Genomic DNA, 26,532 nt, shown 5'->3' with positions numbered 1-26,532 from the left:
ATTTGCGCTGATCCGAAACAAGCCATGCTGTCAGCTGAGTGACATACGGATCCAGCTTGCTCGGACGATCCGGCGTCTGAAACGCTGGCTCAACAATCCCCTCCCGCAAATACTTCTTGATCGTGTTGCGCGAGATGCCCGTGCGCCGCGCGATCTCGCGAATGGGCATCTTCTCTCGCAGCGCCCATCCCCGGATAACTTTTAAAAAACTCATGTCTATCACTCCAAGTGCCCCCAGCTGATTCAAGCTGAGGCAAGGTTGCACATGGGTCAGTTCTCAGTGACAATTTTTGCTGTTGCCGGGTCAGTTCTCAGTGACAATCAACACTCAAACTTTACAACGCAATGATCGTTTGCCTTTGCGTCACCTACACATTCGTGCAGGGCGGCCATGTTCGGGTCGATCTGGTCTATGCTCGCCTCAGCTACCGCGCCAAGCGGGTGGTTGATATGGCAGGCGCACTACTCTTTATGATGCCCGCGACGATCATGACCTGGCTTTTTGCTTGGTTCTTTATGTGGCGTCACCTTCTTACACCCAAGATTTCCGCCTCTGACAGTTTCGACCAAATCCTGCGCAAGGCGAATGTGTTGAAATGGAATGTCGAAACCATTGGCTTTTCGCCAAACGGCTTTGACGCCTACTACCTGTTCAAAATCTTGATGCTGTCCTTCACCTTCTTGGTGTTCTTGCAGGCCGTGGCGTTCTTTTACCGCTCGCTGCTCGAATGGCGCGGAGGTCCGAAAGAAGATGGCAAGTATCTTGATCTCGACTCGGCGGTGGATAGCTCTGCCACCGGCACCCATTAAAGGCCCCAACAAAGGACTGTCACATCATGTTATTCGGACTTGACGGGATTGAGGTCGGCCTCATCATCGTGTTCTTGTGCCTATTTTCAGGCATTATCTCTGGTTTCCCAGTTGCCTTTGCCATCGGTGGCGCAGGTGTTATCGCGTTTGGTATAATCGCGTCGCTTGATACGGCTGGTTTGCTAATCCATAATGCAGTTGATACGGGTTCTGATGCCTACCGCGCACTACAAGCAGCAGGGGTAAACCAGATCGACATCACGCATTTCAGATATCCTGAACTGCCGCTGATCGCCCAACCGCTGTTCCCGCAGGGCTGGGAGTTTGCGATGGACCGTAACCTGTCGTTCATCGTGAACCGTATGAACGAACGGGTCATCGCCGGTGCCTCGATTGAGACACTGCTGGCGGTATTGATGTTCGTCATGATGGGCATCGTGCTGGAACGCTCCAAAATCGCCAATGATCTGCTCACCACCATGGCCCGCGTCTTTGGGCCGCTTCCGGGTGGTCTGGCTGTTGCGGTTGTAGTTGTTGGTGCGTTCCTTGCTGCCTCGACCGGGATCGTTGGTGCCACCGTGGTAACGATGGGCCTGCTCTCCTTGCCCACGATGTTGCGGGCAGGCTATTCGCCGCAGCTTGCCACTGGCGTTATAGCTGCCTCTGGCACGTTGGGCCAGATCATCCCGCCGTCTATCGTCATCGTCCTTTTGGGAACGATGGCAGGCGATCTTTACGCAGCGGGACAAGAAATCCGCGCGCAAACGGCAGGCTGTTCGGACGCGCTGACCTACCTTGGAACGGCGGCGGTTGTTTCTGTTGGCACATTGTTTCAGGCCGCAATTCTACCGGGCATTATGCTGGCTGTACTATATGCAAGCTATGCCTTTGGCTTTGCAATGCTCAACCCATCCAAAGCACCAGCAGTGCGGATTGACGTAAACGGGCGTGGCGAAGTCATCACCCGTGGCGATGCAACCAAGTGGTTCTTGGGCGTGCCGGTTGCCCTCATTGCAGGTCTGTTCCTTGCCATGCAGGTCAATGTGATTGGCAACCAGGATCTGACGGTCGACAGCTATTCCGATGCGGGCCAAACCGCCGATCTTCGGACGCGCGTGTCAGATCAGTGCAAGGCCTCAATGATCGACCTGCATGGTCAGGAACGCTGGGACGCCGCTGTCGCCCAACAGGCCGAGATTGACGCCGCTGGTGGCGTCACCAAATCGGTCGCCTTGACCCCAGAAGAGCTGGTAACCGCATCTGCCGAAAAGCTTGCCTCGCGCGCGCCAATCGGTACCGGCGTGGCCGTAATCTTCTTGCTATTGGCACTTACCTTGACCACCGCACGCGGCGTCGCCCCTTCGGCCGACCACCGCCCATTGTGGATCGGTTTGGGGGGCGTGGCACTCGGGCTGTTGATTGACGTGCTGTTGATTGCACCCAACGCGACACCCGGAATGACGCTGGTGTTCCTCGCAATCCCCTTTGGTCTGGCCATTTATGGGGCGGTCCACGCCTCAGGGATGCTGGCCAAAAATGAACTGATCCGCGTGGTCTTTCCACCGCTGATCCTGATAATTGCGGTGCTCGGCTCTATCCTTGGTGGCATCACGAACCCGACACCGGCCGCAGGGCTTGGGGCAGGGGGCGCGATCTTGCTGGCGGCCTACCGCAAGCTGGGGGATCTGAACAAATCGGGCCGCATCATCATTATGACCGCGTTTGCGATCGTGATTATGATCCTTGTGGGTGTGAACTTTGACCTTCGCGTCGGGGTTGGTGTCACCTCGACCGAACAGTGGATCGCATGGGCCGTGGCACAAGCCACCTATTCCTTTGCAATGTTTGGCTTGCTCTATGCCTGCTGGGTGCTGTGGCGCAACAAGGTGCTGACTCCAGTGGTGCGCGAAACCACCAAAGTCACGTCAATGGTGTTCGCGATCCTGATCGGGTCGCAGATCCTGAACCTTGTGCTGATCTCGTTCGGCGGCGAACATTATATCCAAAGCTTCCTGCGCAGCTTTGATAACGAGCTGACGGTCTTCCTGATCGTGATGCTGGTGCTGTTCATCCTTGGCTTTGTTCTCGACTTTCTTGAGATCATCTACATCGTGGTCCCAATCGTCGGCCCCGTCATCTATGGCGGCACGTTCGACCCAAGCTGGGTAACGATCATGATCACGGTGAACCTGCAAACCTCGTTCCTGACACCGCCATTCGGTTTCGCGCTGTTCTATCTGCGTGGCGTGGCCCCGAAAGAGGTGACAACAGGGCACATCTACCGCGGGGTTATCCCTTTCGTGTTGATCCAGGTTGGGGCCTTGGTATTGCTCTACCTCTTCCCGTGGGTGGTCACGATTGTGCCTAACCTGCTGGCGGGCTAGGCCAGCGTCTAGCAAAGCAAAAGGCCGCCCAAAACTGGGCGGCCTTTTTCATTTGCATCAACCTTGTGCAATCAACCTTGTGCAATCTGCCCCGTTCGCTCATCGCTCATCGCTCATCGCTCATCGCTCATCGCTCATCGCTCATCGCTCATCGCTCATCGCTCATCGCTGCGCGCCCGCCAGATAAGTCTTGCGATGCATAAACCGTTCCCCTTTGATGTGGCACCCCGCACCAAGGCAAACCGTCTTAAATCGCAAAAGCAAAACTTTCGGCCTGTGCATGGCTCCAATATTTGGCAAAGGCGGGGTGGGTTACGTCATCGCCCATCAGATCGCCTTGTTCCAACCAAAGGTATTGGCTTGCCGCAGATCGCACCTCGCGGCTATTGACGCGGATGATCAAATGATGGGGGGTCAAGTCGCGTGGATGGGCCAGACCGCTGGCCTCGATCGCTTCTTTTAGCGTGTGCATTGTGTTTGCGTGAAACTGCGCCACGCGGATGTATTTGTCATCGACGACAAGGGCGCGGTAGCGCCCCGGTTCTTGGGTGGTCACGCCTGTCGGGCATTTGCCAGAATGGCATGCCTGCGCCTGAATGCACCCAATCGCAAACATGAATCCGCGCGCCATGTTGCAAGCATCGGCCCCCAAGGCAAACATCCGGCAAATATCAAAAGCCGAAATCAGCTTGCCCGACACGATGATTTTGGTCTTGTCGCGAATGCCAAGACCCAGCAAGGTATTGTGGACCAGCATCAAGCCTTCACGCAGCGGCGCACCGTAATGGTCGGCAAATTCGGCAGGCGCAGCCCCCGTGCCGCCCTCGGCCCCATCCACCGTAATGAAATCCGGCGACAGACCCGTTTGCGCAAAGGCTTTGGCCAGCGCGAACCATTCCCATGGATGGCCCACGCAAAGCTTGATCCCCACGGGCTTGCCACTCGACAATTCGCGCAACCGCTGCATAAAGCTGCACAGTTCCAACGGCGTTGAAAACGCCGAATGTGACGATGGGCTGATGCAATCTTCGCCCACCTGCACGCCGCGCGCCTCGGCAATGGCTTCGGTCACTTTTGCGCCTGGAAGAATGCCACCGTGGCCCGGTTTTGCCCCTTGGCTCAACTTTACTTCGATCATCTTGACCTGATCGGATCCCGCATTTTCGGCAAACTTATCCTCGGAAAAGCTGCCATCGGCATTGCGGCAGCCAAAATAACCCGACCCGATTTGCCAAACCAAATCCCCGCCGCCCGCGCGGTGGAACCGTGAAATAGACCCTTCGCCTGTCGTATGGCAAAATCCGCCCTTGGCGGCACCTTTGTTCAAAGCCTCAATCGCTGTCGGCGACAGCGCGCCATATGACATCCCCGAGATATTCAGCACAGACGCCTTATAAGGCCGTGTGCAATGGTCGCCCCCAATCGTTACCCTAAAATCCTGACTGGCAAGGTGCGATGGTTTCATCGAATGGTTTATCCATTCATGCCCAATCTTTTCGACATCCAACTGTGTGCCAAATGGGCGCAACCCGTCTATGCCCTTGGCACGGCGGTACACAAGCGCGCGTTGTTCACGCGAAAACGGCGTTGCATCCTGATCGCTTTCCACAAAATACTGTCGGATTTCGGGGCGGAATGTTTCCAGCAAAAACCGCATCCGCGCCGAAATCGGATAGTTGCGCAAAACCGAACTGTGCGTTTGCGTCAGATCGAACAGCCCCCAAGCCGATAAAGACATTGCCAAAACCGTGATCAACCCGCCCCAGATCGGGTGATAGGATGACACGGCAAGCCCGACCGGCACGACCAAAATCACAACCGCTAGGGGGGTGTACCGCATTGGAAACATTTTGACCTCTCACATCAGCACAGCCGCCTTGCCAAGCACTTTGCTGGCCAGCGTTTAAAACTGGGTTAACGCTAACGCGTCCACGTGTAATTTGCCAAAGGTTTTCGGGAGAATGCCGCTTGGCGCTAGCCAAGTGCTACCGGCTCATCGGGCGGGTCTTGCAGGTTGGTTGGCCCCCGCATTGGGTTGCGCCCGTCTGGCAAGCTGATCTTTGCAACCTGTTCTGCAATAGGTTCCACCGACAAAGGGTGCAGTTCGGACCTGTGATCCTCGGGGTCGCCCATGGCTTGCCATTGCCCGCCTTTGAAAATCTCAAGCCCGGAAAACCCCGCCTTATAGCCCATTTTCTTGCTGCCTGGCACCCAATAGCCAAGATAGACAAAGGGCAAACCGGCAGCCCGCGCAATTTCAATATGATCCAAGATCAAAAACGTCCCCAGCGAACGGCCAAACAAATCCGGATCGTAAAAGGAATAGACCATGCTCAGCCCGTCCTCAAACACATCTGTCAGGCACACCGCCGACAAATCGCCAGGCTCGCGCCGGTCACTTTCGGAATACTCGATCACGCGGCTACGGATCGGGGTTTCCTCGATCATCGCGGCGAATTCAAAGATATCCATATCCGCCATCCCGCCGGTCGCATGGCGAAAATCCAAATAGCGGCGAAACAGCGCAAACTGGTCTTCGGTCGCCCAAGGGCTGGTAGCATTGCGGGTCAGGGCAGCATTGCGGCGAAGAACCTTGCGCTGCGTCCGTGACGGTACAAAATTCGCAACACGAATGCGCGCCGACAAACAGGCCGAACATTCCGCACAAGATGGCCGGTACAGCACATTCTGCGACCGGCGAAACCCTTGTTTAGACAAGGTATCATTCAGTTTTTGCGCATGCTCGCCCTGCAACGCCGTAAACAGCTTACGCTCCATCCGCCCGTCCAGATACGGGCAAGGCTGTGGGGCCGTCACATAAAACTGCGGCGCGAGAGGAAGGGTATGTCGCATCGACGTCCGGAAATCAGGAATATTGGATGCAAGTTAGCAAGCCAATCCCGCGCCGCCAAGGACAGAGTTTGCCTAAACCGGCGCGAACCCGCCGAATGGGATGGTTGCTTGCGCAAAAGCCACTAAAACCGCGCGGTTTTGTTAAGTGCAACTGTGCCCAGCACGGTATCGGTCAACCCTTGGCCACGCGGCCCCAGCAGCATCATCGCGATCGACAACACCTGCGGCAGAACAAACGCAATGCTTAAGGAATAGCCCAACGTATGCATGAACGCCGTAGCGGTATCAAAAACGCGCCCATCTGAGCGGCGAAATTCAATCGCGGCAAACCGCATGCCTGGGGTGGCTGATGACCGCGACAAGCTGATCCAGCGGTACAATAGGTTCACAATAAGGTAAAGAAATGGAAGAAAAAACAGCGCTGTAAAGGCGGTGAACGGGACGATGATCGCCGTCAGAATAACCGTCAAAACCGTGTCGACAATCCAAGCCATCCCGCGCTTAAACGGCACGCCCGCATAAAACTCGGCTTGATAGTCAGGGTCGGGCAGGGCGCTGGAAAACATCGTTTTGTCCTTGGGTTTGCGGGTGTGCAAGGGCGGCCCAATCTTGCGGGCCGCCCCTTTTAATATCGGTCTACCGGTGTCGCGGTTCAATAGGCGGACACATCCTTGTCGCCACCTTCTGCAGCGCGGTCTGATGCATTCGATTTTGCACGGTCATCCATAAAGCTGTCAAATTCCTGCTTGTCCTTTGCATCCCGCAACCGCTTCAAAAAGGCCTCAAACGCACCTTGTTCATCTTCCAAACGGCGAATGGTTTCGTCGCGGTAGGCGTCAAAGGCGCTGTTGCCACTGGAATTGCTTTTCCAAGGGGCATGGGCGAGGCGGCGATTGTGACAGGCGGAACGGTTGAACATGCGTTTACTCCAGATCATATAGGCCAAAAGGGCAAGGCCAACGGGCCAGACAAAGATAAAGCCGAGCACCATAGCGGCGATCCAAGCGCCTTTTCCGCGCTCGTCCAGCCAGCCTTGTGCCCGACGCGGCCAGCTGCCCATACCACCATTCAGGCTGTGGGTTGATGTATCGTACATTTGCACTCTCCAGGGTTTCAGTTTCGGGGTCATGTATATTCGCTTTACATTACCAAGATTGCCCTTCGCCCTCTGCTTTTCAAGCGCTTATGTTAAAGAAATTTACATTTTTCTGATGCACAGGCTGAAATCCAAATTAAAGATATGATTTTGTTGTATATATTTTTGAAACCTCATCAATTCCAAAAGCCTCCTCACCGTTGATTTAGCCCAAACTCCCCGTTGACCCCCCGCGCGGGGCCCGTCATTCTGCCCCCATGACACACAGCGCTTTTGCCCCCCGCATCACCCGTTCCCCGCTTCCTCACGACCCGCAAGCGGCGGGAACGATGGCCGCTGCTTTTGCCGGTCTTGCACCAAACCTCACGGCGCTTTTGGCGGGTGCCGCAGGGTGCAGCCCCTATTTGGCCGACCTGATGGCGCGTGAAGATGACTGGCTGCGTGAAGCCCTTGATATGGCCCCCGAAACGGCCTTGACCTCGGAACTGGCCTCGCTCGACGCACTTACCCTCGACACCTTGCCCGCCGGTTTGCGCCGCGCCAAACGCCGCATTGCCTTGCTGGCAGGGTTGGCCGATCTGGGCGGCGTTTGGCCGTTGGAACACGTGACAGGTGCGCTGACCGATTTGGCTGACCGCGCGGTGGACCTGTCATTGCAACGCCTTGTCGCCGATGAAATCCGCCGCAACAAAGTCCCGGGTGCCACGCCTGATGATGCCAAAACTGCCGCCGGCATGGTCGTCTTTGCGATGGGCAAAATGGGCGCGCATGAACTGAATTACTCCTCCGACATTGACCTGATTTGCCTGTTCGATGATGCCCGCTACGGTGATGACGCGACCGAGGCGCGGGCCGCCTTTATCCGCGTCACGCGTAAAATGGCCGCACTTGTCGGCGACCGTACGGCGGATGGCTATGTGTTTCGTACCGACTTGCGCTTGCGTCCCGATGCCGCCGTAACACCTGTGTGCCTGTCCTTCGCCGCCGCTGAAAGCTATTATGAAAGTGTGGGCCGCACATGGGAACGCGCCGCTTGGATCAAGGCGCGGCCTTGCGCGGGTGATCTGGCGGCGGGTGATCGTTTCCTTAAAACCCTCACCCCCTTCGTCTGGCGCAAACACCTAGATTTCGCCGCGATCCAAGATGCCCATGACATGCGCCTGCGCATCCGCGATCACCGCCACCTGCATGGCCCTATCACGGTCGAAGGTCATAATATGAAGCTGGGCGTGGGGGGCATCCGTGAGATTGAGTTTTTCACCCAAACCCGCCAGTTGATCGCGGGGGGGCGCGACCCCGACTTGCGCGGTCGCCAAACCGTACCCGCCCTTGCAGCCCTCGCCGAAAAGGGCTGGATCCCTATCGAAACGGCGGCAGAGCTGACCACCCTTTACCGCGCCCACCGCGAGGTTGAACACCGTCTGCAAATGGTCAACGATGCTCAAACCCATGACATGCCCACCACGCCGGATGGTATCGCCCGTATCGCCGCCTTTTGCGGCCAACCCGTTGCCGATTTCCGTGCAGGCCTGATCGACCGGCTAGCCCGCACGGACCATCTGACCGAAGGGTTCTTTGCCCCTGCCGAGGTTGAGGAAGGCCCCGAAATGTCCGACAGTGCGCGCGACATCGTGCGCGGCTGGGATGGCTACCCCGCGCTGCGCTCCGAACGCGCGGGCACCATCTTTCGCCGCGTCCGCCCCGGCCTTCTGAAACGCCTGCAACGCGCCGCCAATCCGGATGAGGCGCTGATTGCCTTTGACGGTTTCCTCAAAGGTCTGCCCGCTGGCGTGCAAATCTTCTCGCTATTCGAGGCGAACCCCCAGTTGATCGATCTGATCGTCGATATCGCCGCCACGTCGCCCGCATTGGCCCTGTATCTGTCGCGCAATGGCGGGGTTTTGGATGCCGTGATCGGCGGCAGTTTCTTTGCAGCTTGGCCCAGCTTGGGCGAACTCACCGCAGGCCTCACCGCCGCGCTGACCGACATCCCCGATTACGAACGTAAACTCGATGCTGCCCGCCGCTGGGTCAAGGAATGGCATTTCCGCATCGGCGTGCATCACCTGCGCGGGTTGATCGACGCGTTTGAGGCGGGCAAACAATATGCCGATCTGGCCGAGGCCGCGCTGGCCGCGCTTTGGCCCGTTGTGGAAACCGAATTTGCGCAGAAATACGGGCCCCCACCAGGGCGCGGTGCCATTCTTTTGGGCATGGGCAGCCTTGGGGCAGGGCGCTTGAACGCCGAATCCGACCTTGACCTGATCGTGATCTATGACGCAGGCGATGCTGAATATTCTGATGGCCGCAAACCCCTTGCCATCCGCCCCTATTTCGCGCGGCTAACACAGGCGATGGTCACCGCCGTCACCGCCCAAATGCCCGAAGGTCGGCTGTATGAGGTGGACATGCGCCTGCGCCCTTCGGGTCGCCAAGGCCCTGTTGCCACCTCGATCCATTCCTTCCGTGACTATCAGATGACCGAGGCGTGGACATGGGAACACCTTGCCCTTACCCGCGCGCGCCCCCTTTCGGGCAACCCCGACCTGCGGGCCGAGTTCGAAGCCCTGCGGCGCGACGTGTTGGCCACCAAAGCAAGCGGTGAAACCGTGCTGACCGATGTCGCCGATATGCGCGCCCGCCTTGCCAGCGCCAAACCCGCCAGCAACACTTGGGATGCCAAGAATGGCCCCGGTCGCCTGATGGATATCGAGCTATTGGCCCAAACGGCCACCTTGCGCGCGGGCGACCCTGCGCGGCGGGTGGAACCGCAGCTGCGCGCTGGCGTTAAACGGCAATTCCTGTCGCAATCGGATGAGCAGGCCTTGCTGGATGCCTACAGGCTGTGTTGGCGGCTGCAGGCGGGGTCACGGCTTTTGACCGACAAAGCGCTGGATATCGACGCGCTTGGCATCGGGGCGCGCGCGTTCTTGTTGCGCGAAACGGGCCAGACGGATGTTACGGCCTTGGGCGTAAAGCTAACCGAGGCGCTGACCGCCGCCGAAGCTGTGATTGACCGCATCTTTGCGGGCGATTGATGCGAACACACAGACCCTTCGGGGCAGGAAGGGAATGATGGACCTGACACTCGCCGACCCAAAAGGGTTGATCCGCGAAAGCTACCGGATAGACGGGATCACGGCAGGCGAATGCCGCTCGATTTTTATGGACTGGGCGCTCAGCTTGCCATTGGATGCCGATACCCGTGCCCCCTTGCTGCACCTGATCGCCACCTACGGCACCGACACGACCCACCCCATGACCGCCGTTTTGCAAGAGGGGTTAAAGGCCCCAACCGTCCCCAAACGCAAAGGCGGTCGTGCGGCGCGTTTGCCAGAGAACTACAGCTAAACCCGATTACCCCAGCTTCGCCGCCTCGGCCGCGAGCGCAGTAATCCCAGCCCAATCGCCTGCGGCCACCATCGCAGTCGGCGCAACCCAAGACCCGCCCACGCACATCACATTGGCCAAGCCCAGATAATCGCGCGCGTTTTTCAGGCCAATCCCACCCGTCGGGCAAAACCGCACCTGCGGGATTGGGCCACCAATCGACTTCAGCAAAGGTGCGCCACCCGCCGCCTCGGCCGGAAAGAACTTTTGCACGGTATAGCCCTGTTCCAACAAAAACATCACCTCCGAAGCCGTGGCCGCACCGGGCAACAAGGGCAGCTCATATTCCGCGCAAGCGTCCAACAGCTTTTGTGTAGCCCCAGGCGACACACCAAATTTTGCCCCCGCCGCCTTGGCCGCTTTGACATCGGCAGGCGTCAGCAACGTGCCCGCCCCCACAACACCGCCTTCAACATCCGCCATCGCGCGGATCGCATCCAGCGCGCCCGCCGTGCGCAGCGTCACCTCCAACGCAGGCAAACCGCCTGCCACCAAGGCACGGGCCAAACCTTCTGCACGGCTAAAATCTTCAACCACCAAAACAGGGACCACAGGGGCCAACATACAGATTTCAGCGGCGCGCAGCGATTGTTCAGCAGGGGTCATGGCAAAGGGTCCTTATTGTGAAAACCAATCGTTCGGGTGGTTATATGGCGATGGCAGCGCAGGGAAAAGCCCCGCACTACAGATAGGATTTAAACGACGCGGGCACCTTCGGTGGCGGGGCCAACGGTTTGACGAAACACCTCAAACAGCTCGCGGCCCAACCCGTGCGTGTTGCCCGACAAATCCGCCTCTGCCATCTCGCGTGCGTCCAGATCAACGCCCACCGCCTCCAGCGTGCCTGCATCGGCATCCAGCCGCACAATATCACCGTCGCGCAGCTTGGCCAAAGGCCCGCCACAGGCCGCCTCGGGCGATACATGAATGGCCGCAGGCACCTTGCCCGATGCGCCCGACATCCGCCCGTCGGTGACCAAAGCCATCTTCAGCCCCCGATCCTGCAACACTGTCAGCATCGGCGTCAGCGAATGCAGTTCCGGCATGCCATTGGCGCGCGGCCCTTGGAAACGGACCACGACCACCGTGTCACTGGTAATCTCATTTGCACGAAACGCCGCTTTCACCGCCTCTTGGGTATGGAAAATGCGGGCAGGGGCCTCAATCACATGACGCTCGGGCGCCACGGCAGACACTTTGATCACACCGCGCCCCAAATTCCCCGATAACTGCTTCAACCCGCCCACGGCGGCAAAGGGTGCGGCCACAGGACGCAAAATCTTGTCGTTCAGGCTCTCGGCTGTGCCCGCTTCCCAAACCAAAACGTCACCTTTCAGCTTTGGCTCGGCCCGGTACGCATTCAGCCCCGTACCCAGAATGGTTTTGGTATCAGGGTGCAACAACCCCGCATCCAACAACTGCCCGATCATGAACCCAAGACCACCTGCCGCATGGAAATGGTTCACATCGGCCAAACCATTGGGGTAAACCTTGGCCATCAATGGCACCGCATCCGAAATATCGGCGAAATCCTCAAGGTCGATCAAAACCCCTGCCGCGCGCGCCATCGCAGGTAAATGCAGCACAAGGTTGGTTGACCCACCCGTGGCCATCAACCCCACCAAACCGTTCACAAAGGTGCGCTCGTCCAAAATCTCGCCCGCAGGGGTGAACTGCCCGCCCAATGCGGTAATCGCGGCCGCCCGTTCCACTGCCGCTGCCGTCAACGCATCGCGCAACCCGTTGCCGGGGTTCACAAAGGACGCCCCTGGCAAATGCAGGCCCATAAACTCCATCAACATCTGGTTGGTATTGGCCGTGCCATAGAACGTACAGGTCCCCGGCCCGTGATAGCTGGCCATTTCTGCCGCCATCAGCTCGGCCCGCCCAACCTGACCTTGCGCGAAGGCATTGCGCACAGCCGATTTCTGGTCGTTCGGAATGCCCGATGGCATTGGCCCTGCCGGCACAAACACCGCCGGAATATGCCCGAAAGTCGCCGCTGCAATAATCAGCCCAGGAACGATCTTGTCACAAACACCCAAATACAACGCCGCATCAAACACGTTATGTGACAAGGCCACACCTGCCGCCAAGGCAATCACATCGCGCGAAAACAGCGAAAGCTCCATCCCGGGCTGGCCTTGGGTCACACCGTCACACATCGCAGGCACACCACCCGCCACTTGCGCCGTGGCCCCCGCGCGGCGGGCCGCTGCACGGATTAGGTCAGGATAACGCTCATAGGGCTGATGCGCCGACAGCATATCATTATAGGCGGTCACAATCCCGATATTGGGTTGGCGTTCCGCGACCAGCGCGTCCTTGTCCGCGCCCATCGCCGCATAGGCATGCGCTTGGTTGCCGCAAGACAGATGCGCGCGTGCGGGGCCTTGTGCCACTGCCGCCGCCATCCGCCCCAAATAATCGCCCCGCGTTTTGCCGGACCTTTCGCGAATACGGTCGGTTACGCGTTCAATCGTGCTGTTCAAGGTCATGGCTTGCCTCACTGGCTTTGACAGGGTTGCTTGTTGTTAGCGCTAACGGAACCGAAAGAAAAGGGGAAATTCACCCAAATCGAACCGATTCGCTCCCGCCTATTCGCGATAGGCATGCCACGGCCGCCAACACGCTCGCCGTTGGGTTGTTGAACTTTACGTTCCGTCCTGTTGCCGTTTTGCCAACACTGTTTCCGATTATGCGCCAATACCGCAGCATTGCACGATCGTTTCCGCATTTAGGCCACATTTCGCCGCCAAACGTTAACGCAAGTTTAATAGGCACGCTACGGACCGGAAGGAAACGCAATGAAGGTAATTCGCACGATACTAGCTGTTGGTATGGCCGTCGGGCTTTCGGCTTGCGGTGGTACTGACGTCGCATCTCGGAACGCTTCGCTGAACACGGATGTGCCCTATGCAATGGCCCCGGCACAAAATCGGGTGGTCCTGACGACGCAGTATAATGTCACAGAAATCCGTGTCGATGTGCCCAAAACGCTGAAAGTGTCAGAGGCGAACGTGTTCGCCCCTTATGGTGATATCGTTTGGCGGGGCGAGGCGCCGGGCGACAGGTATGCGCAGGTCCATGCAATATTTATGGATGGCTTTGGGGCGGGCACCGCCACGATGAAAACCGGTCCCGATGTCATTGTTGAAGCAACCGTAAAACGCTTTCACAGCCTCAGCGACAAAACCCGTTATACCTTTGGCGGATGGCATAACATGCAATTTGACCTGACGGTCCGCGATGCAAAAAGCGGCGTAATTCTGGATGGCCCACGCTTCGTTAAAATCGACATCGAGGCCACAGGCGGCAGTGCTGCGATTGAAGAAGAGCGCGCAGGTCGCACCCAGCGCGTCGTGGTGGTCGAAGCCTTGCAGGCTGGCATCCGCCGTGAATTGTCGCGCCAGGTTCAGGAAACCCTGACAAGCCGCAATGAAACCCCGCAAGGTGTTACCACGGCTCAAACACCCGCGCCAACGCTCTAACGGCGAAACCCCAAACAGACGGGCTTTCACAGTCCAATGAAAACCGATAAGGGGAGTTGCATGAACAGCACCTCCCCTTCGTCGCATGATGGCGACCCCGCACACGCCCGGCCAACCGATATGCCGACCGTCCGTCTGAAACCCAAGGCCGAGGCGCGGGCAATCCGCCACGGCTTTCCTTGGGTCTATGCGGATGAATTGGTCACCGACCGCCGCACCCAAAACCTCGCCCCCGGCACCCTTGCGCTGCTCGAGGATGGCGACCGCCGCCCGATGGGGCTGGTCACGGTCAACACCCATTCCAAAATCATCTGCCGGATGCTCGATCAAAACCCCGATGCGGTGATTGATCAGGCATGGCTAGAGGGGCGTCTATCGCGTGCCCTTGCGATGCGCGAACGCCTTTACGACGCGCCCTTCTACCGTTTGGTCCATGCCGAGGCAGACGGCTTGCCCGGCGTCGTCATCGACCGTTTCGGCGACACGGCCGTGATTCAACCCAACGCCGCTTGGGCCGAGGCGCATATTGATATGCTTGCCGCTGCCCTGATGGCCGTGACAGGTGTGAAAAACATCCTCAAAAACGCCACAGGCCGCGCCCGCAGCCTCGAAGGGTTGTCCGAAGAAACCGTGGTCATCGCAGGTGCCATCGATGCGCCCCTTCCGGTGCCGATGAACGGCGCGGTCTATATGGCCGACCTGATCGGTGGCCAGAAAACCGGCCTCTTCTTTGACCAACGCCCCAACCACGCCTTTGCCGCCCGTCTGTCGCGCGGCGCACGGGTGCTGGATCTGTTCTCTCATGTGGGCGGCTTTGGCCTTGCCGCCCTTGCAGGCGGTGCCACATCGGTGCTGGCTGTCGATGGTTCCGCACCTGCATTGGCCTTGGCCGACCAAGGGGCGCAAGCCTCGGGCTTTGCCGACCAATTCACCACCCGCCAAGGCGATGCCTTTGCGGTGCTAGAGGCACTGGCTGCCGAAGGCGCGCAGTTTGACGTCATCATCTGTGACCCGCCCGCCTTTGCCCCCGCCAAACCGGCACTCGAGGCGGGCTTGCGCGCTTACGAACGTGTCGCACGTCTGGCGGCCCCTTTGCTGGCACCCGGTGGCTACCTTGGCCTGTGTTCGTGTTCCCATGCCGCTGACCTTACCGCCTTTCGCAACGCTTGCGGGCGTGGCATCGGGCGCGCTGGGCGTCGCGGGCAACTCTTGCACACCGGCCACGCGGGCCCTGACCATCCGATGCTGCCGCAGCTGTCGGAAAGCGGCTACCTCAAGGCGCTGTTCTACAGGCTCGACGGTTGAGGTTAACCCTCGACGCCTGCGTCCTTTTCCCCACGGTGATGCGCGAAGTGCTCCTTGCCGTGGCGGGGCAGGGGCTGTTCACGCCGCTCTGGTCCGACCGCATCCTTGGCGAATGGCAACGCGCCGCTGCCCGCTACGGTACCCAATCGGAAGCGGAGGCGCTGGCCGCCATCGCCCATTGCACAGACCGCTTTCCCAATGCCCGCGTCAAACCTCAACAGGGGCTGGAACATCGCCTGCACCTGCCCGATGACAACGACATCCACGTCCTAGCCACCGCCATCGCGGGCCACGCCGATGCCATCGTCACCCTGAACGCCAAGGATTTCCCCCGCGGCACCTTGCAAGCCGAAGGGCTGGACCGCCGCGACCCCGACGGTCTTTTGTGGGAACTCTGGTCGCACCACCCCGCACAGGTCGAGGCGGCGTTAGAACAAGTTCGCGCCACAGCCTCGCAAATGTCGGGCGAGGAGAAGGCCCTAAAATCTCTCCTCAAACGCGCCAAACTCACCCGCTTGGCCCGCGCGATTCCGACCAATTAGAAAATGCAAAAAGCCGCCAAAAACAGGGCGGCCTTTAACAATGTATCTAACAAAATCATTGGAGGCGGGTACCGGAATCGAACCGGTCTACTCGGATTTGCAATCCGGTGCATAGCCTGCCTGCCCACCCGCCGTCAGTCGCAGTGATTAGTCAGACGCGCGCGCGGCGTCAAGACCAATTGCCGAAGTTTTAACAACCCGCACCGGATTTTCCAAAATCTCTAGTCGCGGAAAAACCGGCTCTCCTTAATCTGCTCCCAGGCCCAAACCACCTCTTGCAAGCGCTCTTCGTCCGACCGGTCACCGCCGTTCATATCAGGATGAAGATCCTTGACCAAGCCTTTGTATTGCTTGCGTATCTCGGGCTTTGTCCAAGTGTCGCGCGCGTCCAAAATCTCCAACGCCTTGCGCTCGGTGGATGGCAGTTTGCGGGTCGCCGCCGCTGGGTTAATCTTGCCGGGGTTTTGCGTCGCCTTCTCGCCCAAAATCTCCATCGGGTCATTCACGCCCAAACGCGACCACACATGCCCCTCATCGGCCCTCTTTGTGAACGGCTTCGTCTCGCGCCCCCACACGCGGTCCTTATCGGCAAAGGCCGCCAGCTCATCCTCGGTGCTGCCCTGAAAGAAATTCCACTTCAGGTTATATTCGCGCACATGGTCTTTGCAAAACCACAAAAACTCGTCCAGCTGATCAGGGTTTTTCGGCGCGCGGTACAGGCCCGGCTCCTCGCAGCCACCAAACTCGCAGGTCTTCTTTGACGTCTCAAACGCCCCCGACATCCCGCGCCGTCCGGTTTTGCGCTTCTTTTTGTCCGAAGATACGCGCATATCAAATTCAAAGGGTGGACGTGTCGCCATGATGCTTGCCTTTCCGACTCGAAGGCGAGAGTTTAGCCTATTAGTCATGGGATAGAAGGGGGTTGACAGAAATATGAGCGTCGCCAACGAGATTAAAGACAAACTGACCAAGGCCTTTGCGCCCGATCACATAGACGTGGTGAATGACAGCCACCGCCACACAGGCCATGCCGGCGATGATGGCACAGGCGAGACGCACTTCAACGTCAGCATCCGCGCTGCCGAATTTGCGCCCATGTCCCGCATTGCCCGCCACCGTGCCGTGCACGCAGCCCTTGGCCCCGACCTGATCGGCCGGATCCACGCACTCGCCCTCGATATTGGTTAAAAGGGCAAACTGCCCATTTCATCTAGGCTCAAATACCTAAAAAATGCCGGGGCAGATCAGCCCCGGCAAAACCAATCAACCCTCAGCCACAAGCCCTGCAGCCTCAATTCCGGCCACAGCCGCGATCAGGTCATTGTCCGATGCATCACCCGTCACCCCGACAGCGCCCAACACCGCACCCTTGGCATCGCGCACCAGCACGCCACCCTTGACGGGCACAAACCGCCCGTCAAACACGCCGTTCATCGCATCCACAAAAACCGCTTGCGCCTCGCCGCGCGCCTGAATGGCACTGCCACCCATTCCCAGCATGATGCACCCATAGGCCTTGCCGCGCGCAATCTCGAACCGGCCAACACTTGCCCCATCGGCGCGCTCAAACGCCAGCACATGCCCGCCCGCGTCCAGCACCACAATGGACAAAGGCTTAAACCCTGCATCGCTACTTTTGGCAAATATGCCCTTAATAATCGCCCGCGCCTTGCGCAATGTCAGTGCCATAGCCTACCCCTTTGCTTTCAGTTCCAAGCGCCGCGCATGCAGCACTGGCTCGGTATAGCCCGAAGGCTGCTCTTTGCCCTTGAAAACCAAGTCACAGGCCGCCTTGAATGCGATCCCGTCAAATCCCGGTGCCATCGGCTTATAGGCCGGATCATGCGCGTTTTGACGGTCGACCACCGCCGCCATCTTTTGCATCGCGGCCATCGCCTTGACCTCAGACACCACGCCGTGGTGCAACCAATTGGCCAGCGCTTGGCTGGAAATCCGGCAGGTCGCGCGGTCTTCCATCAGGGCGACATCATGGATATCGGGCACCTTGGAACAGCCAACCCCTTGGTCAATCCAGCGCACAACATAGCCCAATATCCCTTGGGCGTTGTTTTCAACCTCTTGCAGGATCTGCGCTTCGGTCCAGCGCCGATAGGTCGCCAGCGGAATGTCCAGCACAGCATTCACATGCGCCCGCCGCCCTCCCTTGGCAAGCCGCTTTTGCACTGCAAACACGTCAATCTTGTGGTAATGCAGCGCGTGCAACACCGCAGCCGTGGGCGACGGCACCCAAGCACAATTCGCCCCGGCCTTGGGATGGTCGATCTTTTGCTCCAGCATAGCGGCCATCAAATCGGGCATGGCCCACATGCCCTTGCCAATCTGTGCGCGCCCCGAAAGCCCGCATTCCAACCCGATATCGACGTTCATATTCTCATAGGCGCCAATCCAGCCCTTGCGCTTGATGAAATCCTTGCGGCTAAAGGGACCAGCTTCCATGCTGGTGTGGATCTCATCGCCCGTGCGGTCCAAAAAGCCGGTATTGATAAAACAAACGCGGTGTTTCGCCGCCCGAATGCACTCTTTCAAGTTGACCGTGGTGCGGCGTTCCTCATCCATGATGCCCAGTTTGACCGTGAATTGCGGCAGGCCCAGCATCTTTTCCACCGCAGTGAAAATCTCATCGGCAAAAGCCACTTCTTCCGGCCCGTGCATCTTGGGCTTCACCACATAAACCGACCCTGTAACCGAATTGCCGCCGTCGCGCTTCAGGTCATGCATCGCAATCAGGGTGGTGATGCAGGCATCCATCAACCCTTCATAGGCCTCGTTCCCGTCCTTATCCTGCACGGCAGGATTGGTCATCAAATGCCCGACATTGCGCACCAGCATCAGCGCGCGCCCCTTCAGGGCAAAGCTTTCGCCATCCGGCGCAGTAAACGTGCGGTCCTGTGACAGCTTGCGCGTCATCTGCTTGCCGCCCTTTTCAAAGCTGTCTTCCAGATCGCCTTTCATCAGGCCCAGCCAGTTGGAATAGGCCAGCACCTTATCCTCAGCATCCACACAGGCCACCGAATCCTCGCAATCCATGATCGCAGAGACCGCAGCCTCCATCCGCACATCGGCCAGCAGCGCGCGGTCACGGCTCCCAATCGGGTGGGCGCGGTCAAAGATCAGCTCGACATGCAGCCCATGATTTTTCAACAGCACCGCATCCGGTGCCTTGGGGTTGCCGCGATAGCCTACAAATTTTGATGGGTCAATCAGCGGCATATCATCCACCATCAACTGGCCGCTTTGCACATTATAACGGTGTACGTCAGAATGACTTGCGCCCTTGATCGGAAACGCCTCATCCAAAAACATCCGCGCCCGCGCCACAACCCGCGCGCCATGTCCACGCTCATAGGCACCCTTTGGGGGCTGCACGCCCATTGCGTCCGTGCCGTAAAGCGCATCATAGAGGCTGCCCCACCGCGCATTCGCCGCGTTCAGCGCAAAGCGGGCATTGGTAATAGGAACAACAAGCTGCGGGCCAGGGATGCTGGTAATTTCGGCATCGACGTTGGCGGTCTCAATAGTAAAGTTGTCGCCTTCTGGCACCAAATAACCAATTTCGGCCAAAAATGCCATATAGGCATCGGCGTCATGCGGCTTGTCGCGATTGGCAATGTGCCACGCATCAATACGGGCCTGAATATCGGCGCGTTTTGCAAGCAAGGCGCGGTTCTTGGGGCCCAGCGTGTTAACAATCTCTGAAAACCCTGCCCAAAACGCATCCGCTGCAACGCCGGTTCCGGGTAAAACCTTGTTCTCCACAAACTGCACCAGCTGCGCGTCTATTGTGATTTCGTTTTTTTTCACCATCGTTGCCATAGCTCTGCACCTCTCTTAGCGTGTCTCATGCAGAGTTACGGGCAACTTTGCCCAAGAGCAACTAGATTGGTCATTTTTATTATCCAGTTTAGGCTAATCGCTTTCGTTCTTTTTTTGAAAGTCACGCAGGCTTTGATGGTTTTCGCCGGTCCGCGCGGCAACGGTCGGAACAATAGCGCACCTCGTCCCAAACCTTGGCCCAGGCCTTGCGCCATGTAAAAGGCCGTCCGCATGTTGCGCATATTTTTTGCGGAAGGTCTTGTTTTTTAATACCTTTTGGCATCACAGATCCAAACACATCTGACCCGCAAGCACAGGCCGCGCCCGCCGCAGCCCCGCCTTGCGGTCATTGAAAAACAGCGGGTTTTGCGCGGGACTGGCGTGGCGTTCAATCAGTTCGGCCGCATCACCCGCAAATCCGTGCGTCTGTCGCAAACGCCCCATCGCAACCCGCGCGGCCACTGCAACATCCATGACAGGTTCCGGATAGCGCTGCCCCAAAATCCTTTGCGCAGCGGGCCATTTCCACGGGGTTTGCAAAAAACCGTCCGGCACACTGGCCAGCTCCGGCACCCAGCGGCGGGTAAAGCTGCCGTTCGGGTCTTGCTCCAACCCTTGCTTGATCGGGTTGTAAATCCGCAAGCGGTTGATCCCCGACATCCCCGATTGCATTTGGATTTGCGGCCAATGAATGCCGGGGTCATAGTCGGTAAACCGCCGCGCCAAAACTTGCCCCACCGCCCGCCAATCCAACCACAGGTGATAGGTCGCCACCGATGTCAGCATCGCCCGCGCGCGAAAGTTGATCCATCCGGTCGCTGTTAGATAGCGCATGCAGGCGTCCAGATAGGGCAATCCCGTTTGCCCCGTCGCCCATGCGTCAAACAACGGGCCCTCAGGCGCCCGCCCCGGCAAATCGTCGGCCGCCCGATGCATCGCGACCCGCTCCATCTCGGGCGCATCCTCCAGCTTTTGGGTGAAATGCGCGCGCCATGCGATCCGGCTTTGAAACGACCGCAAATTCGCCGCCCAATCCGGCCCCGGCTTTGCGGCAAGTTGCGCCATGACGGCCTGTTCCACCTCGCGCGCCGAAAGCGCCCCCACCGCCAGATGCGGCGACAGCCGTGAACAGGCCCGCTCGGCTGTCAAGGGCGATGACATCGAACGTCTGTAGCCAAGACCGCGCTGGCCCAAGAAACTGTCCAGCACCGCCATGCCTTGCGCCCGCCCGCCGGTTTGCCGATGCGGGCAGGCATCCGCCACCATGCGCAACGCCCGCGCATTGGGGATAACCCCGGGTTCAATGCCCGCCACCACCCGCAGGGCAGGGGCCGCTACGATCTCGCCCTCGGCATATCCCGCCCTTGCTGCATCCCACCCCGCACGGCCCCGCACCCCGCGCCGCACCCCGCCGGTGGGCAGCTCCAACCACTCAATCCCCACATCCCGCGCCCATGCCTTGACCCGCAGGTCGCGCGCGAATGTCCACGCATTGCCAACCTCTTCATGGCTGACAATCCGCGTCACCGCGTTTTGCTTGCATAGCCGCGCCAGCACCTCGACAGCATCGCCAACCCGCACGACCAATGGCGCGCCCAAATCGGCCAGATCACGCCGCAACCCTGCCAGCGTTTCTGCCACAAACTCCCATTGTCGCGCCGATGTGTCGGGCAGGGCCCAATACTCGGGCTCGGCAATATACAGCGGCAAAACGGCACCATTCCTCGCGCCCATGCTCAGGGCCGCGTGGTCGTTGACCCGCAAATCGCGCTTATACCAAACAAGAACATTCATAGAACATAGATGTAGCGGTTGCCGCAGATTCGTAAACCCCTATTTGTGCTGTGTCTGCGGTTGAACACCCCGCACACGGGCGTTAACGTGGCGCAAATATCCCCCAGCCAAAGGCCAAAAAGCATGAGCAGCCCGACCCAAAAAGCGATCCTTTTGGCCGATTACACGCCCTTTCCCTATCTGCTGGACCATGTCTCGCTGCATTTCAAGCTGCACCCCACCCAAACGCGGGTCACGGCCAAACTGTTATTTGTCCCCAATCCTGCCGCCCCCGCAGGCCAGGATATGCGGCTTGATGGTGAAAAATTGGCGCTGAAATCCTTGTCGCTAAACGGCAAACCCCTTGCCCACACACCTGATGAAACCGGCCTGACCATCCCCGCCGCGGATCTGCCAAAGGCCCCCTTCACGCTGGAAACCGAGGTCGAGATTTCCCCGCAAACCAACACCTCGCTGGACGGGCTTTATATGTCCGGCGGCATGTATTGCACTCAATGCGAGGCGCAGGGTTTTCGCAAAATCACCTTCTACCCCGACCGCCCCGATGTGATGGCCCGCTTTGACGTGACGATGGAAACCGACATGCCGGTGCAGCTGTCCAACGGCAACCCAACGGGGCCCGAAAATGGAAGGGGGGGGGCTTGGCACGACCCGTGGCCAAAACCGGCCTATTTATTCGCGCTGGTCGCAGGCAATCTGACCGCCTATTCCGACCATTTCACCACCATGTCGGGCCGCCGCGTCGCGCTGAACATCTATGTCCGCCCTGGCGATGAAGGCAAATGCGCCTATGCGATGGACAGCCTGATCCGCAGTATGAAATGGGATGAGGAAGTCTATGGTCGCGAATATGACCTTGATATCTTTAACATCGTCGCGGTCGATGATTTCAACATGGGCGCGATGGAAAACAAGGGGCTCAATATCTTCAACTCCAAACTTGTCCTCGCCACGCCCGAATCCGCCACCGATGACGACTACGCGCGGATCGAGGCGGTGATCGCCCATGAATATTTCCACAACTGGACCGGCAACCGCATAACCTGCCGAGATTGGTTTCAGCTGTGCCTGAAAGAGGGCCTGACCGTCTACCGCGACCAGCAATTTTCGGGCGATATGCGCAGCCATGCCGTCAAACGGATCGAAGATGTGCTAACCCTCCGTGCCCGCCAGTTCCGCGAGGATGGCGGCCCTCTGGCCCATGCCGTGCGCCCCGATAGCTACGTCGAAATCAACAATTTCTACACCGCCACCATTTATGAAAAAGGTGCCGAGGTGATCGGGATGCTAAAGGCGCTGGTGGGCGACGCAGGCTACAAGTCCGCCCTTGATCTGTATTTCGATCGCCATGATGGTGACGCCGCAACGATTGAGGATTGGTTACAGGTGTTTGCGGATGCCACGGGCCGCGATCTGACCCAGTTCAAACACTGGTACACCCAGGCAGGCACGCCGCAAGTGACCATAATAGATGATTTTAAGAACGGAACCTATACCCTTCATCTGGAACAGAAAAACCCCGCAACACCCGGCCAGCCGCACAAAGACCCCAAGGTCATTCCCGTGGCCGTAGGCCTGCTTAACCCCAGCGGCGACGAGGTGGTGCCAACAACCGTGCTGGAACTGACCGAAAGCCGCCAAAGTTTCACCTTCACCGGCCTTGCGGCCCGCCCAACCCCGTCCATCCTGCGCGGCTTTTCCGCGCCCGTCATCCTGACCCGCGAAACCACGCCGACCGAACGCGCCTTTCTGCTTGCCCATGATACCGACCCGTTTAACAAATGGGAGGCAGGGCGCGCGCTGGCCAAGGACGTTCTGATCCACAAAATCACCGATGGCGCGGCAACGGCCCCCGATTGGCTGGCCGCCATTGAAACTGTCACCTTCGACGAAACCCTTGACCCCGCCTTCCGCGCCCTGACCCTGCGCCTGCCGGGCGAAGATGACATCGCTCAAACCCTGCACGCCGCAGGCCATGTTCCCGATCCGGCGGCGATTCATTCCGCGCGCCGCGCGATGCAAGCCGACCTTGCCCAGCACCTCGCCCCGCTTCTGCCCGCCCTGATTGCCAGCCTTGCCACCCCCGGCCCGTTTGATCCCGGTGCCGTTGCGGCGGGCCGTCGCGCCCTGCGCCTCGGCGCTTTGGCCCTGATGGCGCGGCTCGATGGCGGCGCGGCAGCAACCGCGGCCTATACATCGGCCAATTCCATGACCGAACAAATGGGCGCTTTGGCCGTACTTTTGGACATCGGCCAAGGGGCTGCCCAAATCGCGGCATTCCGCGAACAGTGGCAATCCGACCGCCTTGTCATGGACAAGTGGTTCGCGCTGCAAGTGGCCTATGCCGCCCCCGATGCTGCGGCGGCAACAACCAAAGCCTTGACCCAAGACCCTGATTTCGATTGGAAAAACCCCAACCGTTTCCGCGCTGTGATCGCCTCGCTGTCCGGCAATCACGCGGGCTTTCACGCGGCCTCCGGCGACAGCTACCGCCTGCTCGCCGATTGGCTCATAAAGCTCGACCCCGTGAACCCGCAAACCGCTGCCCGCATGTCCACCGCCTTTGAAACATGGCCCCGTTATGATGCCGACCGCCAGGCCCTGATCCGTGCGCAGCTCGAACGCATCAACGCCACAGCGGGCCTTAGCCGTAACTTGGGCGAAATGGTGGGCCGCATGTTGGCTGCCTAACCAAGGGGGGGCAGGGCCGCCTTGCCCCCCATTTTTTGCTTGGCCTTTGGTACCCCTCGGGCGATACAGTTTTTCAGGTAGTTTGTTTGCGGAGTATCCCTTATGCCTTTTATCCTTGGCCTGATCGGCCTCATTACCGCCGCGTATTTCTGGGCCAACCGTGCCCGCAATGCCGCCCATATGACCAATGATCTGGCAGGCGTGGCCTCTGATGTCCTGTCTGCCGCCCGCCGCTTCGGCTTTTCGCGCAAACTGAACCTGCACCCAGTTGAATCCATCGACGACCCGCAACTCGCCACCGCCGCCTGCGGCCTAGCCTTTCTCGAACTCGATGGCCTTCCCACCGTCGAACAGCACGACAGTCTGACCCGCAGTCTGCAATCCCACCTCGACCTTGACCATGACAAGACGCAAGAGGCGCTGATCCTTGGCCGCTGGCTGATCTCGGAATCGAACGGCGCGGCCCCCGGCTTCACCCGGCTCCTGCGCCGGCTCTATAAACTGCAAAACCGTGATGCGCTGACTCCTTTGATGGGCGTGCTGAATGACACCGCGCAATCTGGCCACACCGGCCTGTCACTGAAACAAAAAGAGGCGCTGGAAGAGGTCACCCAAACCTTTCGTCTGCGTTGAACCTAGACCTGCAAGGCACGCGTTCAGTTGCGTTTTGCATTTGATCTGACGCAACACATCAAACGCAAATAGCCTTAAACCGCGGCTTGAACCCACCCGCACAAGGCCGTAAAACAGCGCCAAGCCATCAAAGGGACGCGCCATGCTTGATCTGACATATGAGAACCCAAAACCAAAGGTTATCGCTGGCGCGAAGCATGATTGGGAACTTGTGATCGGGATGGAAATCCACGCGCAGGTCTCCTCCAACGCCAAACTGTTTTCCGGTGCCTCGACCCAAGTTGGCGCGGAACCCAATTCCAATGTGGCCTTTGTCGATGCAGCCATGCCCGGCATGTTGCCCGTCATCAACGATTATTGCGTCGAACAGGCCGTGCGCTCCGGCCTTGGCCTCAAGGCGAAAATCAACCTGACCTCGGCCTTTGACCGCAAAAACTACTTCTACCCCGATCTGCCGCAGGGCTATCAAATCAGCCAGCTGTACCACCCCATCGTGGGCGAAGGCGAAGTGCTGGTCGAACTCTCCCCCGGCATCGCGCGCCTTGTGCGCGTCGAACGTATCCATCTGGAGCAAGACGCGGGCAAATCCATCCACGATATGGACCCCACAATGTCCTTCGTCGATTTCAACCGCACCGGCGTGGCTTTGATGGAAATCGTCAGCCGCCCCGATATCCGCTCGGCCGAAGAGGCCACCGCCTACGTCACCAAGCTGCGCCAAATCCTGCGCTACTTGGGCACCTGTGACGGCAACATGCAAAACGGCAACCTGCGCGCCGATGTGAACGTGTCGGTCTGCCGCCCTGGCCAATACGAAAAATTCGCCGAAACGATGGATTTTTCCCACCTCGGCACCCGCTGCGAAATCAAGAACATGAACTCCATGCGCTTCATGACCCAAGCCATTGATTATGAAGCCCGCCGCCAAATCGCTATCCTTGAGGACGGCGGCAAGGTCCACCAAGAAACCCGCCTCTATGATCCCGACAAGGGTGAAACCCGCTCCATGCGCTCCAAGGAAGAGGCGCATGATTACCGCTATTTTCCATGCCCCGACCTGCTGCCGTTGGAAATCGAACAGGCCTGGGTTGATGACATCGCAGCGTCGATGCCCGAACTGCCCGATGCGAAAAAATCGCGCTTCATGGCTGATTTCGGCCTGACCGATTATGACGCGAACGTACTGACTGCCGATCTCGACAGCGCTGGTTTCTTTGAAACCGTGGCCCGTGGCCGCGACGGTAAAATCACCGCGAACTGGGTCATCAACGAACTCTTTGGCCGCCTGAACAAAGAAAGCCTGACCATCGCCGACACGCCGATGTCTGCCGACCAATTGGGTGGCATTATTGACCTGATCGCCTCGGGCGAGATTTCGGGCAAAATGGCTAAGGACCTGTTTGAACTGGTCTGGACCAAGGGCGGTAACCCCGCCGAAGTCGCCGCCGCCAATGGTATGAAGCAAGTCACCGACACAGGCGCGATTGAGGCCGCCGTCGATGACATCATCGCCGCCAACCCCGATCAGGTGGAAAAGGCCAAAGCCAACCCAAAACTCGCGGGCTGGTTTGTGGGCCAAGTCATCAAGGCCACGGGTGGTAAAGCCGCCCCCGCAATGGTGCAGGCGCTGGTGGCCCAAAAGCTGGGCCTCTAAAAAAAGGGTAGGGTGGGTGACAACCCACCACCCCCAACCCATCCCAAAACGATCA

Annotated in this window: 22 protein-coding genes, 1 tRNA gene and 1 pseudogene; 11 read left to right on the top strand and 13 right to left on the bottom strand. The window is 58.9% G+C overall.

The genetic code is table 11. The features are described from left to right. A partial coding sequence (locus G560_RS0108515; RefSeq protein ID WP_028913888.1) for a helix-turn-helix domain-containing protein occupies window positions 1-214 on the bottom strand: 214 nt, incomplete at its 3' end. Window positions 215-327: 113 nt separating this feature from the next. Here G560_RS0108515 and G560_RS18860 point away from each other — a divergent pair. Next, window positions 328-810: pseudogene (locus G560_RS18860) on the top strand (TRAP transporter small permease subunit); the annotation flags it as partial. Window positions 811-836: 26 nt separating this feature from the next. After that, window positions 837-3,194, top strand: coding sequence for a TRAP transporter large permease (locus G560_RS0108505; protein ID WP_022703894.1), 2,358 nt, complete (start codon window positions 837-839; stop codon window positions 3,192-3,194). A gap of 247 nt (window positions 3,195-3,441) precedes the next feature. Here the strand turns inward: G560_RS0108505 and G560_RS18855 are convergent, their stop codons facing one another. The 4 genes from G560_RS18855 to G560_RS0108485 all read right to left on the bottom strand — a co-directional run bounded on the left by G560_RS18855 (window position 3,442) and on the right by G560_RS0108485 (window position 7,143). Beyond that, entirely contained in the window at window positions 3,442-5,034 is a 1,593-nt protein-coding gene (locus tag G560_RS18855) for an FMN-binding glutamate synthase family protein (protein ID WP_033419311.1), read from the bottom strand. 134 nt (window positions 5,035-5,168) lie between these two features. After that, entirely contained in the window at window positions 5,169-6,047 is an 879-nt protein-coding gene (locus tag G560_RS18850) for an arginyltransferase (RefSeq protein ID WP_022703892.1), read from the bottom strand. 122 nt (window positions 6,048-6,169) lie between these two features. Further along, entirely contained in the window at window positions 6,170-6,613 is a 444-nt protein-coding gene (locus G560_RS0108490; RefSeq protein WP_028913887.1) for an RDD family protein, read from the bottom strand. Between the two features lie 86 nt (window positions 6,614-6,699). Next, window positions 6,700-7,143 (bottom strand): DUF2852 domain-containing protein, encoded by a 444-nt coding sequence (locus G560_RS0108485; RefSeq protein ID WP_028913886.1) that lies wholly within the window; start codon window positions 7,141-7,143, stop codon window positions 6,700-6,702. 257 nt (window positions 7,144-7,400) lie between these two features. On the opposite strand from G560_RS0108485, the gene G560_RS0108480 reads away from it, so the two are divergent. Beyond that, a complete protein-coding gene (locus G560_RS0108480; protein ID WP_028913885.1) occupies window positions 7,401-10,181 on the top strand; it encodes a bifunctional [glutamate--ammonia ligase]-adenylyl-L-tyrosine phosphorylase/[glutamate--ammonia-ligase] adenylyltransferase in 2,781 nt (926 codons plus the stop codon). 37 nt (window positions 10,182-10,218) lie between these two features. Beyond that, window positions 10,219-10,494, top strand: a complete 276-nt coding sequence (locus G560_RS0108475) for a hypothetical protein (RefSeq protein WP_028913884.1) — start codon at window positions 10,219-10,221, stop codon at window positions 10,492-10,494. 6 nt (window positions 10,495-10,500) lie between these two features. Here the strand turns inward: G560_RS0108475 and eda are convergent, their stop codons facing one another. After that, window positions 10,501-11,139, bottom strand: a complete 639-nt coding sequence (gene eda / locus G560_RS0108470; RefSeq protein WP_022703887.1) for a bifunctional 4-hydroxy-2-oxoglutarate aldolase/2-dehydro-3-deoxy-phosphogluconate aldolase — start codon at window positions 11,137-11,139, stop codon at window positions 10,501-10,503. 89 nt (window positions 11,140-11,228) lie between these two features. Further along, the gene (gene edd / locus G560_RS0108465) at window positions 11,229-13,031 is read right to left on the bottom strand and encodes a phosphogluconate dehydratase (protein ID WP_022703886.1); all 1,803 of its coding nucleotides are present in this window, start codon (window positions 13,029-13,031) and stop codon (window positions 11,229-11,231) included. 309 nt (window positions 13,032-13,340) lie between these two features. Here edd and G560_RS18845 point away from each other — a divergent pair, with 309 nt between their 5' ends. The 3 genes from G560_RS18845 (at window position 13,341) to G560_RS0108450 (ending at window position 15,871) form a co-directional block, all read left to right on the top strand. After that, entirely contained in the window at window positions 13,341-14,024 is a 684-nt protein-coding gene (locus G560_RS18845) for a DUF6778 family protein (RefSeq protein WP_155947200.1), read from the top strand. Between the two features lie 120 nt (window positions 14,025-14,144). Next, entirely contained in the window at window positions 14,145-15,329 is a 1,185-nt protein-coding gene (locus G560_RS0108455) for an RSP_2647 family RNA methyltransferase (RefSeq protein WP_028913883.1), read from the top strand. Further along, the gene (locus G560_RS0108450) at window positions 15,326-15,871 is read left to right on the top strand and encodes an RSP_2648 family PIN domain-containing protein (protein ID WP_028913882.1); all 546 of its coding nucleotides are present in this window, start codon (window positions 15,326-15,328) and stop codon (window positions 15,869-15,871) included. The genes G560_RS0108455 and G560_RS0108450 overlap by 4 nt, the downstream gene beginning before the upstream one ends. A 59-nt stretch (window positions 15,872-15,930) precedes the next feature. Here G560_RS0108450 and G560_RS0108445 read toward each other — a convergent pair. Together G560_RS0108445 and G560_RS0108440 are read right to left on the bottom strand one after the other, a co-directional pair. Further along, a tRNA-Cys gene (locus G560_RS0108445) sits at window positions 15,931-16,004 on the bottom strand. Window positions 16,005-16,092: 88 nt separating this feature from the next. After that, window positions 16,093-16,731 carry a J domain-containing protein gene (locus G560_RS0108440; RefSeq protein WP_022703882.1) on the bottom strand — a complete coding sequence of 213 codons (639 nt, stop codon included), beginning with the start codon at window positions 16,729-16,731 and terminating at the stop codon, window positions 16,093-16,095. Window positions 16,732-16,804: 73 nt separating this feature from the next. On the opposite strand from G560_RS0108440, the gene G560_RS0108435 reads away from it, so the two are divergent. After that, window positions 16,805-17,059 carry a BolA family protein gene (locus tag G560_RS0108435; RefSeq protein ID WP_022703881.1) on the top strand — a complete coding sequence of 85 codons (255 nt, stop codon included), beginning with the start codon at window positions 16,805-16,807 and terminating at the stop codon, window positions 17,057-17,059. A gap of 75 nt (window positions 17,060-17,134) precedes the next feature. Here the strand turns inward: G560_RS0108435 and G560_RS0108430 are convergent, their stop codons facing one another. The 4 genes from G560_RS0108430 to G560_RS18840 form a co-directional block, all read right to left on the bottom strand. Continuing rightward, a complete protein-coding gene (locus tag G560_RS0108430) occupies window positions 17,135-17,560 on the bottom strand; it encodes a GlcG/HbpS family heme-binding protein (protein WP_028913881.1) in 426 nt (141 codons plus the stop codon). Window positions 17,561-17,563: 3 nt separating this feature from the next. After that, on the bottom strand, window positions 17,564-19,696 hold the full coding sequence (locus G560_RS0108425) for a malate synthase G (protein WP_420835083.1): 2,133 nt from the start codon (window positions 19,694-19,696) through the stop codon (window positions 17,564-17,566). Window positions 19,697-19,826: 130 nt separating this feature from the next. Then, entirely contained in the window at window positions 19,827-19,988 is a 162-nt protein-coding gene (locus G560_RS20605; protein WP_081647626.1) for a DUF2256 domain-containing protein, read from the bottom strand. Next, window positions 19,988-21,499 carry an FAD-binding domain-containing protein gene (locus G560_RS18840; RefSeq protein ID WP_022703879.1) on the bottom strand — a complete coding sequence of 504 codons (1,512 nt, stop codon included), beginning with the start codon at window positions 21,497-21,499 and terminating at the stop codon, window positions 19,988-19,990. Before G560_RS18840 ends, G560_RS20605 begins: the two co-directional genes overlap by 1 nt. A 123-nt stretch (window positions 21,500-21,622) precedes the next feature. Between G560_RS18840 and pepN the strand changes: the two genes are divergently transcribed. The 3 genes from pepN (at window position 21,623) to gatB (ending at window position 26,477) form a co-directional block, all read left to right on the top strand. Beyond that, a complete protein-coding gene (gene pepN / locus G560_RS0108410; RefSeq protein ID WP_022703878.1) occupies window positions 21,623-24,190 on the top strand; it encodes an aminopeptidase N in 2,568 nt (855 codons plus the stop codon). A 102-nt stretch (window positions 24,191-24,292) separates the two neighbouring features. Beyond that, window positions 24,293-24,823, top strand: a complete 531-nt coding sequence (locus G560_RS0108405; RefSeq protein WP_022703877.1) for a hypothetical protein — start codon at window positions 24,293-24,295, stop codon at window positions 24,821-24,823. Between the two features lie 142 nt (window positions 24,824-24,965). Beyond that, a complete protein-coding gene (gene gatB, locus G560_RS0108400) occupies window positions 24,966-26,477 on the top strand; it encodes an Asp-tRNA(Asn)/Glu-tRNA(Gln) amidotransferase subunit GatB (protein ID WP_022703876.1) in 1,512 nt (503 codons plus the stop codon). Window positions 26,478-26,532: the final 55 nt, after the last annotated feature.

This window comes from Pseudorhodobacter ferrugineus DSM 5888 (assembly GCF_000420745.1).
Classification (GTDB): domain Bacteria; phylum Pseudomonadota; class Alphaproteobacteria; order Rhodobacterales; family Rhodobacteraceae; genus Pseudorhodobacter; species Pseudorhodobacter ferrugineus.
Note: the sequence above shows the minus strand (reverse complement) of the source record. Positions and strands in the feature narration are given on the sequence as shown.

Excerpts from the sequence above, each read along its gene's own strand:
- G560_RS0108505 (WP_022703894.1), top strand. The coding sequence starts at position 837 with ATGTTATTCGGACTTGACGGGATTGAGGTCGGCCTCATCATCGTGTTC.
- G560_RS18855 (WP_033419311.1), bottom strand. The coding sequence starts at position 5,034 with ATGCGGTACACCCCCCTAGCGGTTGTGATTTTGGTCGTGCCGGTCGGG.
- G560_RS18850 (WP_022703892.1), bottom strand. The coding sequence starts at position 6,047 with ATGCGACATACCCTTCCTCTCGCGCCGCAGTTTTATGTGACGGCCCCA.
- G560_RS0108490 (WP_028913887.1), bottom strand. The coding sequence starts at position 6,613 with ATGTTTTCCAGCGCCCTGCCCGACCCTGACTATCAAGCCGAGTTTTAT.
- G560_RS0108485 (WP_028913886.1), bottom strand. The coding sequence starts at position 7,143 with ATGTACGATACATCAACCCACAGCCTGAATGGTGGTATGGGCAGCTGG.
- G560_RS0108480 (WP_028913885.1), top strand. The coding sequence starts at position 7,401 with ATGACACACAGCGCTTTTGCCCCCCGCATCACCCGTTCCCCGCTTCCT.
- G560_RS0108475 (WP_028913884.1), top strand. The coding sequence starts at position 10,219 with ATGGACCTGACACTCGCCGACCCAAAAGGGTTGATCCGCGAAAGCTAC.
- eda (WP_022703887.1), bottom strand. The coding sequence starts at position 11,139 with ATGACCCCTGCTGAACAATCGCTGCGCGCCGCTGAAATCTGTATGTTG.
- edd (WP_022703886.1), bottom strand. The coding sequence starts at position 13,031 with ATGACCTTGAACAGCACGATTGAACGCGTAACCGACCGTATTCGCGAA.
- G560_RS18845 (WP_155947200.1), top strand. The coding sequence starts at position 13,341 with ATGAAGGTAATTCGCACGATACTAGCTGTTGGTATGGCCGTCGGGCTT.
- G560_RS0108455 (WP_028913883.1), top strand. The coding sequence starts at position 14,145 with ATGCCGACCGTCCGTCTGAAACCCAAGGCCGAGGCGCGGGCAATCCGC.
- G560_RS0108440 (WP_022703882.1), bottom strand. The coding sequence starts at position 16,731 with ATGGCGACACGTCCACCCTTTGAATTTGATATGCGCGTATCTTCGGAC.
- G560_RS0108435 (WP_022703881.1), top strand. The coding sequence starts at position 16,805 with ATGAGCGTCGCCAACGAGATTAAAGACAAACTGACCAAGGCCTTTGCG.
- G560_RS0108430 (WP_028913881.1), bottom strand. The coding sequence starts at position 17,560 with ATGGCACTGACATTGCGCAAGGCGCGGGCGATTATTAAGGGCATATTT.
- G560_RS0108425 (WP_420835083.1), bottom strand. The coding sequence starts at position 19,696 with ATGGTGAAAAAAAACGAAATCACAATAGACGCGCAGCTGGTGCAGTTT.
- G560_RS20605 (WP_081647626.1), bottom strand. The coding sequence starts at position 19,988 with ATGCCAAAAGGTATTAAAAAACAAGACCTTCCGCAAAAAATATGCGCA.
- G560_RS18840 (WP_022703879.1), bottom strand. The coding sequence starts at position 21,499 with ATGAATGTTCTTGTTTGGTATAAGCGCGATTTGCGGGTCAACGACCAC.
- pepN (WP_022703878.1), top strand. The coding sequence starts at position 21,623 with ATGAGCAGCCCGACCCAAAAAGCGATCCTTTTGGCCGATTACACGCCC.
- G560_RS0108405 (WP_022703877.1), top strand. The coding sequence starts at position 24,293 with ATGCCTTTTATCCTTGGCCTGATCGGCCTCATTACCGCCGCGTATTTC.
- gatB (WP_022703876.1), top strand. The coding sequence starts at position 24,966 with ATGCTTGATCTGACATATGAGAACCCAAAACCAAAGGTTATCGCTGGC.